Below are 12,930 nucleotides of genomic sequence, written 5' to 3' on the forward strand. Positions count from 1 at the left end.
CCCGCCCCTCCCCCCCCCCCCCCCGCCCGCCCCCCCCCCCCCCCCCCAACCACCCCCCCCCCCCCCCCCCCCCCCCCCCCCCCCCCCCCCCCCCCCCCCCCACCGGTGCATCCGCTTGAGTTCATCCCGCGGCGGGTCGCCCGACCCAAGGCGGCCGCCTCATACGGGAGATCGGGGGTGCACTCGTGCGGATCGGACTGCTCACGGAGGGTGGTTATCCGTATGCGACGGGTGAGTCGAGACTCTGGTGCGACCGGCTCGTACGCGGACTCCCGCAGCACGAGTTCGAGATCTACGCGCTGAGCCGCAGCGCCGAGCAGGAGCGCGGGGGACACGTCCCGCTGCCGCCCCACGTCACGCACGTACGCACCGCCCCGCTGTGGGCCCCCGACGACGACGGCCGCAGCCACGGCCGCCGCGAACGCCGCCGGTTCGCCGGGCACTTCAGGGACCTCGTGGCCGGCGTGTGCACCGGACGCCCGGAAGCCTTCGCCCAGGGCCTGTACGGGCTGGCCGAACTCGCCCGCGAGGAGGGCGGCCTCCACGCGGCGCTGCGCTCCGAGACCGCGGTCCGCGCCCTGGAGTCCGCCTGCCGGGCCCCCGGGGCGAACCGCACCCTCCAGACGGCCCAGGTCTCCGACCTCCTCGACTTCGCGGACGAACTGGAGCGGGCGCTGCGCCCCCTCTCCCTCGACTGGTACGAGGACCTCGGCGGCGTCGACGTGTGCCACGCGGCGGCCGGCGGCGTCGCCGCCCTGCCCGGACTCCTGGCCAAACGCTTCTTCGGCATCCCGCTGCTGGTCACCGAGTACGGCGTCCCGCTGCGCGCGCACTACCTCGACCGCGCGGGGGCGCCGCTGAGCGCCGCAGTGCGCGCGCTCCTGGCCGCCTTCCACGGACGGCTGGCCGCCGAGGTCTACCGGGCCGGCGACCTGCTCACCCCCGGCAACACGCACGCCCGGCGCTGGCAGGAGCGGTGCGGCGCCGACCGCGCCCGCGTGCGCACCGTGTACCCGGGGATGGAGGCGGACCGATTCGCCGCCGTCGGCGAGGCCGCCGACCAGGGCGACCCGCTCACGCTGGTGTGGGTCGGCCGGGTCGAGCCGGCCAAGGACGTGATCGCGCTCCTGCACGCCTTCGGAGAGGTGCGGAAGGCCGAACCCGAGGCGCGGCTGCGGCTGTTCGCGGCCCCCTCGCGCACGCCCGAGGCCGTCTCGTATCTCGCGCACTGCCGCGCGCTGGCCGCCCAGCTCTTCCCGGACGAGGCCGCCGACGCGGTGACCGTGGGCGAGAGCCCGGTCAGCTTCGAGGAGATCGGCGGACCGGCCGCGCCGCAGCCGGCCGACGCCTACGCCTCGGGGCGGGTGGTGGTGCTGTCCTCGGTGGTCGAGGGCTTTCCGATCAGCCTGGTCGAGGCGATGTTCTGCGGGCGGGCCACCGTGTCCACCGATGCCGGGGCCGTCTGCGAGGTCATCGGCGGCACCGGACTCGTCGTGCCGCCCCGCAACCCGCGCGCCCTCGCCGATGCCTGCCTGGCGCTGCTGCGGGACCCCGAGAGGGCCGCGCGGCTGGGCGCCGCCGCCCGCGCCCGCGCGCTCGAACTCTTCACGGTGGAGCAGAACGTGGCCGCCTTCCGCGCCCTGTACCTGGAACTGATCTCGCACGCACCGGCCCGCCCGGACGACGGGGAAGTGCCGTTCGGGCTGCCCGCGGAGGCGTGCGTACCGGGCCGGTGGACCGCCGGCGTGGCGGGCCGGACCCGCACCCCGGAGGCGACGGCATGAGCGGGCAGCGTCCGGAGGCCTACCCGACGAGGGCCGAGGAGATCCTGGCGACGGGGCGGGACACCCGGCCCGGAATTCCCGTGCAGGACGGTGCGCAGGGCGTCAACGGTCCGGTCAACGGGCTGGTCAACGGCAGCGTCAACCCGGGGACGGCGACGGGCACGGCGACGGGGACGGCGTCGGGCCGTGGCGCCGGCGCCGCGGTGCGACGGCGCGGCGGGGCCGACCCCGTCAAGGTGCTGCTGCACCGTCACCGGGAGCTGTGCGAGCGGGCGGTCGATCCGCTGGAGATCGCCGCGGGCCTTGAGGCCCACGGGGTCACCGACCGCACCGCGGCGCGCTTCCGGCACCGGGACGTGTTCTCGCTGGCCGAGGAGCTGTACGCCCGGGTGCCACGCGGGGCCGGGCAGGGCCGCCCGGGCGCCGCGGGGACCGCCCCGGGCCAGGGTGCGCGGGGCCACGACGGGCCGTCGGCCGCCCACGCGGGCCCGGCGGCCGTGGATCCGGCCGCCCCGACCGCCGGGCGCCGGGCGCTCGGGTACGGGCTCTCCCTGCTCCCGGGCGCCCTGGCGGTGGGCACCCGGGTGCTGGCCGAAGGCACCGCGGCCGTCGCCGCGGGCGGGGCCCTCGCGCTGGTCGCCCTGGTGTGCTGCCTGCGGGCCGGGCCGCTGCGCGTCACCGGCCGGACCGGAGCCACCGCCTGGCTCTGGGCCGCCGCACTGACGGCCGGGGTGGCCTGCGCCGACGCGGTGGGTACGGAGGGCGCGCCGCCCGGTGCCGCCGCCGGGACGCTGACCGCCCTCGCGCTCGCCGCCGCACCGGCCACCTGGTGTGCCGGGCTGTTCGCGACGCGGGCCCGGCGCAGACTCGCCGTCAGCCGGCTGCTGGAGGAGTTCGCCGCCGGGATGCGCCCGCTGCTGCTCGGTGTGTGCGCGGTGTTCGCCGTGGCCCTCGCCGGACTGCTGGCCCTCACCGGAGGCGCGCTCGCCGCCGGCACGTGCCTCGGGGTGCTGCTGTTCCTGGCCCGGCTGCTCGCCGTGCACGGCTCCCCGGCCGCCGCGCGCAACGCCCTCGGTGCCGTGTGTGCCGCCGAGGCGGTACTGCTGGGTGCCGCGGCCCTCGGCCAGCCGGTTCCGTACGCCGCCACGACCGGCCTGCTGGGCGCCGCGCTGCTCGCCCTGCTGGGTCACGCGGCCGCCGCCCTCTCCCGCGCCTCGGCGCACGCCCTCCGCTAGGCGTCCCCGGTGTCCGCCGCGTCCCCCGTCCCCCGTCCCGGCCACCGCGCCCCTCCGGGCCGGAGCGCCGGGTGCGCGGACGGCCCGCCCCGGGCCGGCCTACGTACCGGCCCCGGGCACCGGGACGCCCGGCGCCGGGCACCCGTACCGCCCGCGGACGAGCAGCCCCGTACGGCAGCGCACCGGCAGCGCCGCTGCCCGCCGCCCGCCACGGCCGGGAGGGCTGCCGGGCCGGTCCGGCGCGGGCCCGCAAGCAGACCCGCACCACCCCGCCCGTCCCGGCCGCGCGGTACCCGCAGACGTCCGCGGGGCGGCAGCGGCGGCACCGCACCCCTCGTGGGGCGCGGCCGACGGAGCACCCCGCAGGGAGCGGCGGAGCCGACGCCGCCGCTCCACCCCGCACGAATCCACCGCAACACCCCCGAAGGAGAACGAGAGATGACCCCCCAATCACCCGCCACGCCCCGTCGGCACACAGGAGGCGCGCGATGAGGGTGCTGCTGATCGGAGCCAACGGATACCTCGGCCGCTACGTGGCCGACCGGCTGCTCGCCGACCCCGCCGTCCAGCTCACCGCGCTCGGCCGCGGCGACGACGCCGACGTACGGTTCGACCTCGCCACGGGCAGCCCCGGCGCGCTCACCCGGTTCCTCGACGCCGTCCACCCCGGCGTCGTGATCAACTGCGCCGGCACCACGCGCGGCGGGGCCCGCGAGCTGACCCGCCACAACACCGTGGCCGTCGCCACCATCTGCGAGTCGCTGCGCCGCAGCGGCTGCGGCGCCCGGCTCGTCCAGCTCGGCTGCGCCGCCGAGTACGGGCCCAGCCAGCCCGGCTCCTCCACCGCCGAGGACGCCGTCCCCAGACCCGGCGGCCCCTACGGGGTCAGCAAACTCGCCGCCACCGAGCTCGTCCTCGGCTCCGGGCTCGACGCGGTCGTGCTCCGCGTGTTCTCGCCCGTCGGGCCCGGCACACCCGCCGGCTCGCCCCTGGGACGCCTCGCCGAGGCCATGCGCCGGGCCATGCAGTCCGGCGACGGCGAGCTGAAGCTCGGCGGCCTCGGGGTCCAGCGCGACTTCGTCGACGTGCGCGACGTGGCCCGCGCCGTCCACGCCGCCTCCCTCTCCGCCGCGCAGGGGGTCGTCAACATCGGCACCGGTCGTGCCGTCCGGCTCCGCGACGCGGCCGCCGTACTCGCCCGGGTCGCCGGGTACGGCGGCGCGCTGCACGAGATCGACGGGCCCCCGCACGCCAGGCCCATGGGCCTGGCCACCATCGGCGCCCAGCGCTCGGAGTCCTCCGCGGACCAGCTGGCGGCCGGACCGCCCAGCGGCTCGTTCCCCTACCCGGACGGCTGCGGCGCCTGGCAGCAGGCCGACGTGCGCACCGCCCGCGACCGCCTCGGCTGGCGCCCCCGGATCAACCTGGAGGAGTCGCTGGCCGACATCTGGATGGAGGCCGCGTGTCGCATCTGACGACCCCGGGCGCCCGCCTCGCCCCCACCGGGGCGGGCCGGCTCGGATTCGGCATCCCCGGGTACGCGCACCCGCTCGTGGCCCCCGTGGAGTGGGCCGAGCTCAGCCGGCCCGGCACGCCGCTGCACTGGGCCGTCCTCAACGTCTCGGACGGCCCCGGCAGCCGGCCCGACCCGCACTGCCTGGAGGCCGTGGCCCGGCTCAGGGACGCGGGCGGCACCGTGATCGGCCATCTCGCGATGCGGGACGGGACGCGCTCCTTCGGGGAGCTGGTCTCCGACGCCCACGCCTTCCGCGACTGGTACCAGGTCGACGGGTTCTACCTCGGGCGGACCCCCGCGGGCCGGGCCGAGCTGCCCGCCGTGCGCCGGGTCGCGGAGACCCTCCGTACGCTGGGCGAGGGGCTCCGGATCGTCTTCGGGCACGGCACCCATCCGTACGCCGGGTACGCGGAGGCCGCGGACCAGCTGGTCACGTTCTCCGGGCGGTGGGCGGACTACCGCTGGTCACAGGTGGCCGAGTGGACGGCCGAGTACCCGCCGGAGCGGTTCTGCCACCTCGTGCACGGCGTCCCCCGCACCCACCTGGAGGAGGCCATGCGCATCGCGCGCTGGCAGGGGGCCGGCACGATCTGGTTCACCGACCGCTCCGACCGGCACGGCACGGCCGACCCCTGGGCCGCGATGCCCGCGTACTGGGACGAAATCGTCTCGCGTATCGGACAGGGTGTCTCGGAATGAAGAAGGGCGTGGCAGTGTTACGGGGAGAACAACCGTTTCAGACTTACCGATCTACGGAGTCCCCGTGTCGCTGCCACCCCTGGTCGAGCCAGCCGCTGAGCTCACCGTTGACGAGGTCCGTCGGTACTCCCGCCACCTGATCATCCCGGACGTCGGGATGGACGGCCAGAAGCGCCTGAAGAACGCCAAGGTGCTCTGCGTGGGTGCGGGGGGCCTCGGCTCGCCCGCACTCATGTACCTGGCCGCGGCCGGCGTCGGCACGCTGGGCATCGTCGAGTTCGACGAGGTCGACGAGTCGAACCTGCAGCGCCAGATCATCCACAGCCAGGCGGACATCGGCCGTTCCAAGGCCGCGTCGGCGCGGGACTCGGTGCTCGGCATCAACCCGTACGTGAACGTGGTCCTTCACGAAGAGCGGCTTGAGGCCGAGAACGTGATGGACATCTTCAGCCAGTACGACCTGATCGTCGACGGCACGGACAACTTCGCCACGCGCTACCTCGTCAACGACGCGTGCGTGCTGCTGAACAAGCCGTACGTCTGGGGCTCCATCTACCGCTTCGACGGCCAGGCCTCGGTGTTCTGGTCCGAGCACGGCCCCTGCTACCGCTGCCTCTACCCGGAGCCCCCGCCGCCGGGCATGGTCCCCTCCTGCGCCGAGGGCGGCGTGCTGGGCGTGCTCTGCGCGTCCATCGGCTCCATCCAGGTCACCGAGGCGATCAAGGTCCTGACGGGCACGGGCGAGCCCCTCGTCGGCCGCCTGATGATCTACGACGCCCTGGAGATGCAGTACCGCCAGGTCAAGGTCCGCAAGGACCCCGACTGCGCGGTCTGCGGCCCGAACGCGACCGTCACCGAGCTCATCGACTACGAGGCCTTCTGCGGCGTCGTGTCCGAGGAGGCCCAGGAGGCGGCGCTCGGCTCCACGATCACTCCCAAGCAGCTCAAGGAGTGGATCGACGCGGAAGAGAAGATCGAGATCATCGACGTCCGCGAGCAGAACGAGTACGAGATCGTCTCGATCCCGGGCGCGAAGCTGATCCCCAAGGGCGAGTTCCTGATGGGCAACGCCCTCCAGGACCTGCCGCAGGATCGGAAGATCGTCCTGCACTGCAAGACGGGTGTCCGCAGTGCGGAGGTCCTCGCGGTGCTGAAGTCCGCGGGCTTCGGGGACGCGGTGCACGTCGGCGGCGGCGTGATCGGCTGGGTCAACCAGATCGAGCCGGAGAAGCCGATCTACTGACCGGGTCTGCCGGCCGGGCTCACTGACCGGGCCCGGTGACGGCGGCTCTCACGGAGGGGCCCGTACCGCTGTGCGCAGCGGTACGGGCCCCTCCGCGTCTCGCCGCGAGGTCAGGCGGCCGGGCAGGTGGTGTTCGACTTCGGGACCTTCCCGTTCAGCAGGTAGCGGTCCACGGCCCCCTGCACACAGCGGTCGCCGCTGTTGTAGGCGCCGTGCCCCTCGCCGTCGTACGTCAGCTCCACGCCCACGCCCGGCCCGAGCTCCTGCGCCATCCGCCGGGCGCCCTCGTACGGTGTCGCCGGGTCGCCGGTGTTGCCGATGACCAGGATCGGGGCGGAGCCGGGGGCGCTCACGTCGGGCGTCTGCCAGGCTCCGGCGACCGGCCAGGAGCTGCAGGCCATCATGGCCCAGCCCAGGTAGTCGCCGAACACGGCGGAGGCCGCGTGGAACTCGGGCAGCTTCGCCCTGGTCTGCTCGATCGTGTACCGGTCCTTGGAATCGGCGCAGTTGATGGCCGTGTTGGCCGCGCCGATGTTGCTGTAGGTGCCGTCCTGGTTGCGGCCGTTCATCGCGTCGGAGAGGGCCAGGAGCAGCTGTCCCTGCCCGCCCTCCGCCTCGTCGAGGCCTTGTTCGAGCAGCGGCCAGTACTCCTTCGAGTAGAGGGCCTGGGCGATGCCGCCGGTCGCCTGCGTCTCGGTCAGCTGCCGGTCGCCGATGCCGGGGATGGGTTTGACGGCCAGGGACTGCTGGAGCTTGACGATGTTGTCCTCGATCTCCTTGGCGGTGCTGCCCTGGAGCCGGCACTCGTCGCCCCGGTCCACGCAGTCCTGGGCGAAGTTGTCGAGGGCCAGCTGGAAGCCCTTGGCCTGCCCGAGCGAGCTCTGCTCCGCGTCCTTGGTCGGGTCGACGACCGCGTCGAACACCGCCCGCCCGATTTTCTCCGGGAACAGGTGGGCGTACACCCCGCCCAGCTCGGTCCCGTACGAGATGCCGAAGTAGTGCAGCTTGTCGTCGCCGAGGGCCGCCCGCAGCCGGTCCATGTCACGCGCCGCGTCGAGGGTCCCCACGTGCGGCAGGACGCTGCCGGAGTTGCGCTCGCAGGCGTTCGCGTACGTCTTGATGCCGTCGACGAACTGCTGCTCGGCGGCCGGGCCCACCGGGGTGGCGTCCGAGGCGTAGTACTCGTCCAGTTGCCGGTCGTCCTCGCAGCGCACCGCCGCGCTCCGGCCGACGCCGCGCGGGTCGAAGCTCACCAGGTCGTACCGCTCCCGCAGGCGCTGGAAGTCCTTGGCCGCGCCGGGCAGGACGGCCACGCCCGAACCGCCGGGCCCGCCGAAGTTGAAGACCAGGGAGCCGATCCGCTTGGAGGGGTTGGTGGCCTTGGAGCGGATGACGGCCAGCTCGATGGTCTCGCCGTCCGGGTCGTCGTAGTCCAGCGGCACGTCGAGCGCCGAGCACTCCCAGTCCTTGCCCGGTGCCTCACCGCCGCCCTCTGCGGGGGAGGGGGCGGGACAGCTCTCCCACTTCAGGTCCTTGGCGCCACCACTGTCGTCGGAGCAGCCGGCCAGTGGCAGGAGTGCCGCGGCGGCGGCGATCGCGGCGGTGCGAAGGCGGGCGGAAGTCGGCATAAGCCACATCCTGCGCGCCCCCCGCCCGCTCCGCCCGACGAGTGACCCATGCGAGTGCCCCCGGCCCGGGCGCCCCGGGTGCCGGCGCCCCGGCCGCGGGGCCGGTGGGCGGACGGTGGTCCGGCGGTGTTCAGGCGGTGTTCAGGAGGTCGCGGGCGGCCTGGCGGCCCGTCGCCACGCAGGCTGCCACGCCCACGCCCTCGTACGCGGCGCCGGAGAGGGTCAGCGCGGGCAGCTTGCCGGCGGCCTCGCGGATGCGGGCCACGCGTTCCCGGTGGCCGACGCCGTACTGGGGCAGGCCCCGGTCCCAACGCGTGACGCGGGTGGCCACCGGCTCGCCCGTCGGGCCCACCGCCCGGTGCAGCTCCGCGATCGCCCGCCGCACCAGCACCCGGTCCGGGAGGTCGAACAGCCCCTCCTCGCCGATCCGGCCGACGGAGGCGCGCAGCACGAACACGTCCGGCGCCGCCCGGGCCAGCCACGCCCACTTGTTGGAGAGGAACGAGGCGGCCTTGAGGGTGCGGCCGTCCACGGGCGGCACCAGGAAGCCGTTGCCCGTCGGCAGGAAGTGCGCCTGGGCCCGGGAGAAGGCCATGGTGATGACGGCGGTCGAGGCGTGCGGGATCGCGGAGAGCTCCGCCTCGGCCTGTGGCGAGTGCGGGCGCAGGAGCTCGGCCGCGGCGAACGCCGGCAGGGCCAGCACGATGCCGTCCGCCTCCATCGTCAGCGGGCCGTCGTCGGTGACCGCCTGGACGCGCCACCGCCCCGCCGGTGTCAGGGCGAGCGAGCGGGCCGTCGTACCGGTGAGGATCCGCGCCCCGCAGGCCGCCGCGACCGCCGCCGGGAAGCGCCCGGTGCCGCCGGCCACGCCCTGGACGGCGACCGGGGCCGAGCGCGGCGCGCCCGCGGCCCGCATCCGGCGCAGGGCCGGCACCAGCGCCTCGCCCTGCTCCGCGAGGGCGGCCACGCGTGGCATGGCGGCCCGCAGCGAGAGCCGGTCGGCACGGCCCGCGTACACCCCGCCCAGCAGGGGCTCGACCATCCGGTCCACCACCTCCCGGCCGAAGCGTGCGGCGAGGTGGTGGGCCACCGAGACGTCCTCCGTCAGCGGCCCGGCCGGCAGGGTCTCCTCGGCCGCGGCCCGGGCCACGCCCTCCGGGGAGAGCAGCCCGGTGGCGGCCAGGGCCTCGGGGTCGGTCGGTACGCCCATCACGTGCCCGGCGGGCAGCGGGCGCAGCGCTCCGTGGGTCCAGATCGTGGTCGGTGCCTGGGCGGGGTCGCACAAGGCGTCGCCCAGGCCCACCGCCGCCGCCAGTTCGACGGCCTCCGGCCGCAGCGCCATCAGGGACTCGGCGCCCTCGTCGACCGCGATGCCCGCGATCGTGCCGGTGCGCAGCTTTCCGCCCACCCTGGAGGCGCTCTCCAGGACGGTCACGTCCGCCTGCCCGCGCAGCTGCCAGGCCGCGGCCAGACCGCTGATTCCACCACCGACGACGATCACTGAACGCATGCTCTGCTCCTGGTGTGTTCCCCCCTGCGACCCTACGGGCGGAGGGTGCCCTGATTGCTCATGCTTTCGGCCAGTTCCTCCTGGTACGGGAAGCTGCCCGGCCGGTACGCGCTGGGGGCACCCCCGGCGGTAGCTGGGGGAAGGTCCTCCGCCAGGACGTCCCGGGAGAACCCGTACGCCCGCCACCGCCCGGCGGGCGGCCGCCCCGTCCCGTTCCCGCGGGTCGCGCCGGGTCTGCGCCTCGGCCCGGCAGTGCAGGCAGGCCAGCGGGCAGGCCCCGGGTGGCCTCCCAGATCACGATGAAGGGGCGCTCGGCGACGGCGTGCCGGGGCCGCCGCACGATCCGCCGCGCGTTCCGGGTCACGAGACCCGCTCCCAGCCCCGCCTGGCCTCGCGGTTCGCCGGCTGCCCGGGCTTCCGGCGGCGGTAGACGACGTACGGCCGGAACAGGTACTTCACCGGGACGCTGAACATGTGCACCAGCCGCGAGTACGGGATCAGCGCGAACAGCGTGAAGCCGAACAGGATGTGCAGCTTGAAGGCCAGCGGTGCACCCGCCATCAGGTGGTGGTCCGGCTGGAAGGCGAACAGGCTGCGGAACCAGGGGGAGATGCCCTCCCGGTAGTTGTACCCGTCCGTCGCGCCGGTGGAGTTGAGCACGGTGGCCGTCAGGCCGAGCACCATCGCCCCGAGCAGGAACGTGTACATCAGGTGGTCGCTCTTCAGCGTGGCCCGGCGCACGGCCGGCACCCGGAACCGCCGGAAGACCAGGATCCCGATGCCCGCGGCGGCGGCCACGCCCGCGACCGTGCCGGTGGATATCGCCAGCAGGTGGTACGCGTGGTCGCTCAGCCCCACCGCGTCCGTCCAGCTCTGGGGGATCAGCAGGCCCACCACGTGCCCGAGCACCACGAACAGCATGCCGAAGTGGAACAGCGGCGAGCCGATCCGCAGCAGCCGGGACTCGTGCAGCTGCGACGAGTGGGTGGTCCAGCCGAACTGGTCGTAGCGGGCGCGCCAGACCGTACCCGCGATCAGCAGCGCGACGGAGACGTACGGGAGCACGCCCCACAGCAGCAGGTCGGTCATGCGCTCGTCCTCTCCGGAGCGGCGGGCATGGCGGAGACGGGCCACGGCAGGTCCAGGGGCGCGTCGAAGGGCCGGTCGATGCCGGGCCCGAACGGCTCCAGCGGCGTCCCCGCGCCCACCAGCTCCTGCGGCGGCCCGTTCCTCGCCAGGGCCTTCGCCTCGGCCCTGGTCTCGGGGGAGGGGCCGGGCAGGGTGGCGCAGACCGCTTCGAGCAGCCGGGTGTACGGGGTGTCCGCGGCGGACAGCGCCAGGCGCAGCAGCTCCAGGCCGGCCCGGTGCTCCTGGAGCAGCGCGGTGCCCGCCTCCGGGCGCCGGGCGGCGAACTCCAGGGCCACCGGCAGGAAGTCGGGCAGCTCCTCGCCCGTGAACTCCAGCCCGTGGTCGCGGTAGGTCCGCTTGATCCGCACCAGCGACAGCCCGCGCCGCCGGGTGTCTCCGTCGCTCCACCAGGTCAGGTAGAGGCAGCGGCGGTTGCGGGTGTCGAAGGTCGAGGTGTACTCCGCGCACATCCGCAGCGGCTCGGTGGCCTCCGCGTGGTCGAGGAACGCGCCGATCAGCCGGGCCGGTTCGGCGGGCGCCCCGGCGAGGGCCGCACGGAGCGCGGGGAACGCGCCGTACAGGTCGGAGTCGGGATACCGCAGGCAGTGGCCGGCGACGAGTCGTACGAGCGCATCGGGGGTCAGGGTCTCCGAGGACGGGGTGGACATCAACGCCTCCGGGTGGGGCTGAGGTTGAGCATCACACGTGGAGTGCCGGACTCCCCGACGGGACACCCGGCCTCCAGGGGATGGGCGCCGGCGAGCGCGTCGGCGTCGGGGCGGGCTGCGGTCGGGACCACGAACCGGTCCTCCTGCTTGGCGACGGCCAGCAGCCGGAACATGTCCTCCATCTCGGCCCCGGTCAGGCCCACCGCCTTCGCGACGGTCTCGTCCCGCTCCTCGCCGAGGTTGATCCGCCGCATGTACGCGCGCATCGCGGCCATCCGGCGCAGCACGGCCTCGACCGGGTGGGTGTCGCCCGCGGTCAGCACCTCCGCCAGGTACTCCACGGGGATGCGCAGGGCGTCGATCGCGCCGAAGAGGTTCCCCGCGTCCTCGCCGTCGCGGCCGGTGGCGGCCACCGCCTCGACGACCGGGGAGAGCGGGGGCACGTACCAGACCATCGGCATGGTCCGGTACTCCGGGTGCAGGGGCAGCGCCACCTGGTAGGTCGCGATCAGGTCGTACACGGGCGAGCGGCGGGCGGCGTCGAGCCACTCCTCGGTGAGCCCGGCGGCCCGGGCGGCCTCGGCCACGGCGGGGTCGTGCGGGTCGAGGAAGCACTCGACCTGGGCCGGGTAGAGGTCGTGCTCGTCCTCCACGGCCGCGGCCTCGGCGACCTTGTCGGCGTCGTAGAGCATCACGCCGAGGTAGCGCATCCGGCCGACGCAGGTCTCGGAGCAGACGGTCGGCATGCCGACCTCGATGCGCGGGAAGCAGAAGGTGCACTTCTCGGCCTTGCCGGTGGCGTGGTTGAAGTAGACCTTCTTGTACGGGCAGCCGGTGACGCACATCCGCCAGCCGCGGCAGCGGTCCTGGTCGACCAGGACGATGCCGTCCTCCTCGCGCTTGTACATCGCGCCCGACGGGCAGGAGGAGACGCACGCCGGGTTCAGGCAGTGCTCGCAGATCCGCGGCAGGTAGAACATGAAGCTCTGCTCGAACTCGAAGCGGATCTTCTCGCCCACCTCGCCGCGGAGCTTCTCCACGACCGGGTCCCTCGGGGCGTGTTCCGGGCCCCCGCCGAGGTTGTCGTCCCAGTTCGGTCCCCACTCGATGGTGTCGAGCGGCTCGCCGGTGACCTGCGACACCGGGCGGGCCACCGGCAGGTCGTCGCCGGCCGGGGCCTCGGTGAGGTTCTTGTACTCGTACGTCCAGGGCTGGTAGTAGTCGCCGATCTCCGGCAGGTCCGGATTGGCGAAGATCTTGCCCAGCTTGGCGAGGCGGCCGCCCGCTCTCAGTCGCAGCCTGCCCGACCGGGTGCGCTCCCAGCCGCCCTTCCAGCGCTCCTGGTCCTCCCACCGGCGGGGGTAGCCCTGGCCGGGGAGGGTCTCGACGTTGTTGAACCAGACGTACTCGGTGCCCTGCCGGTTGGTCCACGCCTGCTTGCAGGTGACCGAGCAGGTGTGGCAGCCGATGCACTTGTCGAGGTTCATGACCATCGCGATCTGTGCCATGACGCGCATCA

Annotated in this window: 10 protein-coding genes; 5 read left to right on the top strand and 5 right to left on the bottom strand. The window is 74.6% G+C overall.

Features of this window, described 5'->3' with window-relative positions; genetic code table 11:
* Positions 1–185: 185 nt before the first annotated feature.
* The 5 genes from pelF to moeZ all read left to right on the top strand — a co-directional run bounded on the left by pelF (position 186) and on the right by moeZ (position 6,477).
* Entirely contained in the window at positions 186–1,784 is a 1,599-nt protein-coding gene (gene pelF, locus ACIF6F_RS12690; protein ID WP_399945115.1) for a GT4 family glycosyltransferase PelF, read from the top strand.
* A complete protein-coding gene (locus tag ACIF6F_RS12695; protein WP_399945117.1) occupies positions 1,781–3,019 on the top strand; it encodes a hypothetical protein in 1,239 nt (412 codons plus the stop codon). The genes pelF and ACIF6F_RS12695 overlap by 4 nt, the downstream gene beginning before the upstream one ends.
* Positions 3,020–3,507: 488 nt before the next feature.
* Positions 3,508–4,494, top strand: a complete 987-nt coding sequence (locus tag ACIF6F_RS12700; RefSeq protein WP_399945120.1) for an NAD-dependent epimerase/dehydratase — start codon at positions 3,508–3,510, stop codon at positions 4,492–4,494.
* The gene (locus ACIF6F_RS12705) at positions 4,482–5,234 is read left to right on the top strand and encodes a spherulation-specific family 4 protein (protein ID WP_399945122.1); all 753 of its coding nucleotides are present in this window, start codon (positions 4,482–4,484) and stop codon (positions 5,232–5,234) included. The genes ACIF6F_RS12700 and ACIF6F_RS12705 overlap by 13 nt, the downstream gene beginning before the upstream one ends.
* 64 nt (positions 5,235–5,298) lie before the next feature.
* Entirely contained in the window at positions 5,299–6,477 is a 1,179-nt protein-coding gene (gene moeZ / locus ACIF6F_RS12710; RefSeq protein ID WP_399945124.1) for an adenylyltransferase/sulfurtransferase MoeZ, read from the top strand.
* Positions 6,478–6,587: 110 nt separating this feature from the next.
* On the opposite strand, the gene ACIF6F_RS12715 is transcribed toward moeZ, so the two are convergent.
* The 5 genes from ACIF6F_RS12715 to narH form a co-directional block, all read right to left on the bottom strand.
* Entirely contained in the window at positions 6,588–8,105 is a 1,518-nt protein-coding gene (locus ACIF6F_RS12715; protein ID WP_399945126.1) for an alpha/beta hydrolase, read from the bottom strand.
* A gap of 130 nt (positions 8,106–8,235) precedes the next feature.
* Entirely contained in the window at positions 8,236–9,615 is a 1,380-nt protein-coding gene (gene hemG, locus ACIF6F_RS12720) for a protoporphyrinogen oxidase (RefSeq protein WP_399945129.1), read from the bottom strand.
* Positions 9,616–9,975: 360 nt separating this feature from the next.
* Positions 9,976–10,704: a respiratory nitrate reductase subunit gamma gene (gene narI / locus ACIF6F_RS12725; RefSeq protein WP_399945132.1), complete on the bottom strand. Its 729-nt coding sequence runs from the start codon at positions 10,702–10,704 to the stop codon at positions 9,976–9,978.
* Entirely contained in the window at positions 10,701–11,411 is a 711-nt protein-coding gene (gene narJ, locus ACIF6F_RS12730) for a nitrate reductase molybdenum cofactor assembly chaperone (protein WP_399945134.1), read from the bottom strand. Before narJ ends, narI begins: the two co-directional genes overlap by 4 nt.
* Entirely contained in the window at positions 11,411–12,928 is a 1,518-nt protein-coding gene (gene narH, locus ACIF6F_RS12735) for a nitrate reductase subunit beta (RefSeq protein ID WP_399945137.1), read from the bottom strand. The genes narJ and narH overlap by 1 nt, the downstream gene beginning before the upstream one ends.
* Between the last annotated feature and the right edge of the window lie 2 nt (positions 12,929–12,930).

This window comes from Streptomyces sp. NPDC086023 (assembly GCF_044540325.1).
GTDB lineage: Bacteria > Actinomycetota > Actinomycetes > Streptomycetales > Streptomycetaceae > Streptomyces.

Excerpts from the sequence above, each read along its gene's own strand:
- ACIF6F_RS12695 (WP_399945117.1), top strand. The coding sequence starts at position 1,781 with ATGAGCGGGCAGCGTCCGGAGGCCTACCCGACGAGGGCCGAGGAGATC.
- narJ (WP_399945134.1), bottom strand. The coding sequence starts at position 11,411 with ATGTCCACCCCGTCCTCGGAGACCCTGACCCCCGATGCGCTCGTACGA.
- ACIF6F_RS12715 (WP_399945126.1), bottom strand. The coding sequence starts at position 8,105 with ATGCCGACTTCCGCCCGCCTTCGCACCGCCGCGATCGCCGCCGCCGCG.
- narI (WP_399945132.1), bottom strand. The coding sequence starts at position 10,704 with ATGACCGACCTGCTGCTGTGGGGCGTGCTCCCGTACGTCTCCGTCGCG.
- narH (WP_399945137.1), bottom strand. The coding sequence starts at position 12,928 with ATGCGCGTCATGGCACAGATCGCGATGGTCATGAACCTCGACAAGTGC.
- hemG (WP_399945129.1), bottom strand. The coding sequence starts at position 9,615 with ATGCGTTCAGTGATCGTCGTCGGTGGTGGAATCAGCGGTCTGGCCGCG.
- ACIF6F_RS12700 (WP_399945120.1), top strand. The coding sequence starts at position 3,508 with ATGAGGGTGCTGCTGATCGGAGCCAACGGATACCTCGGCCGCTACGTG.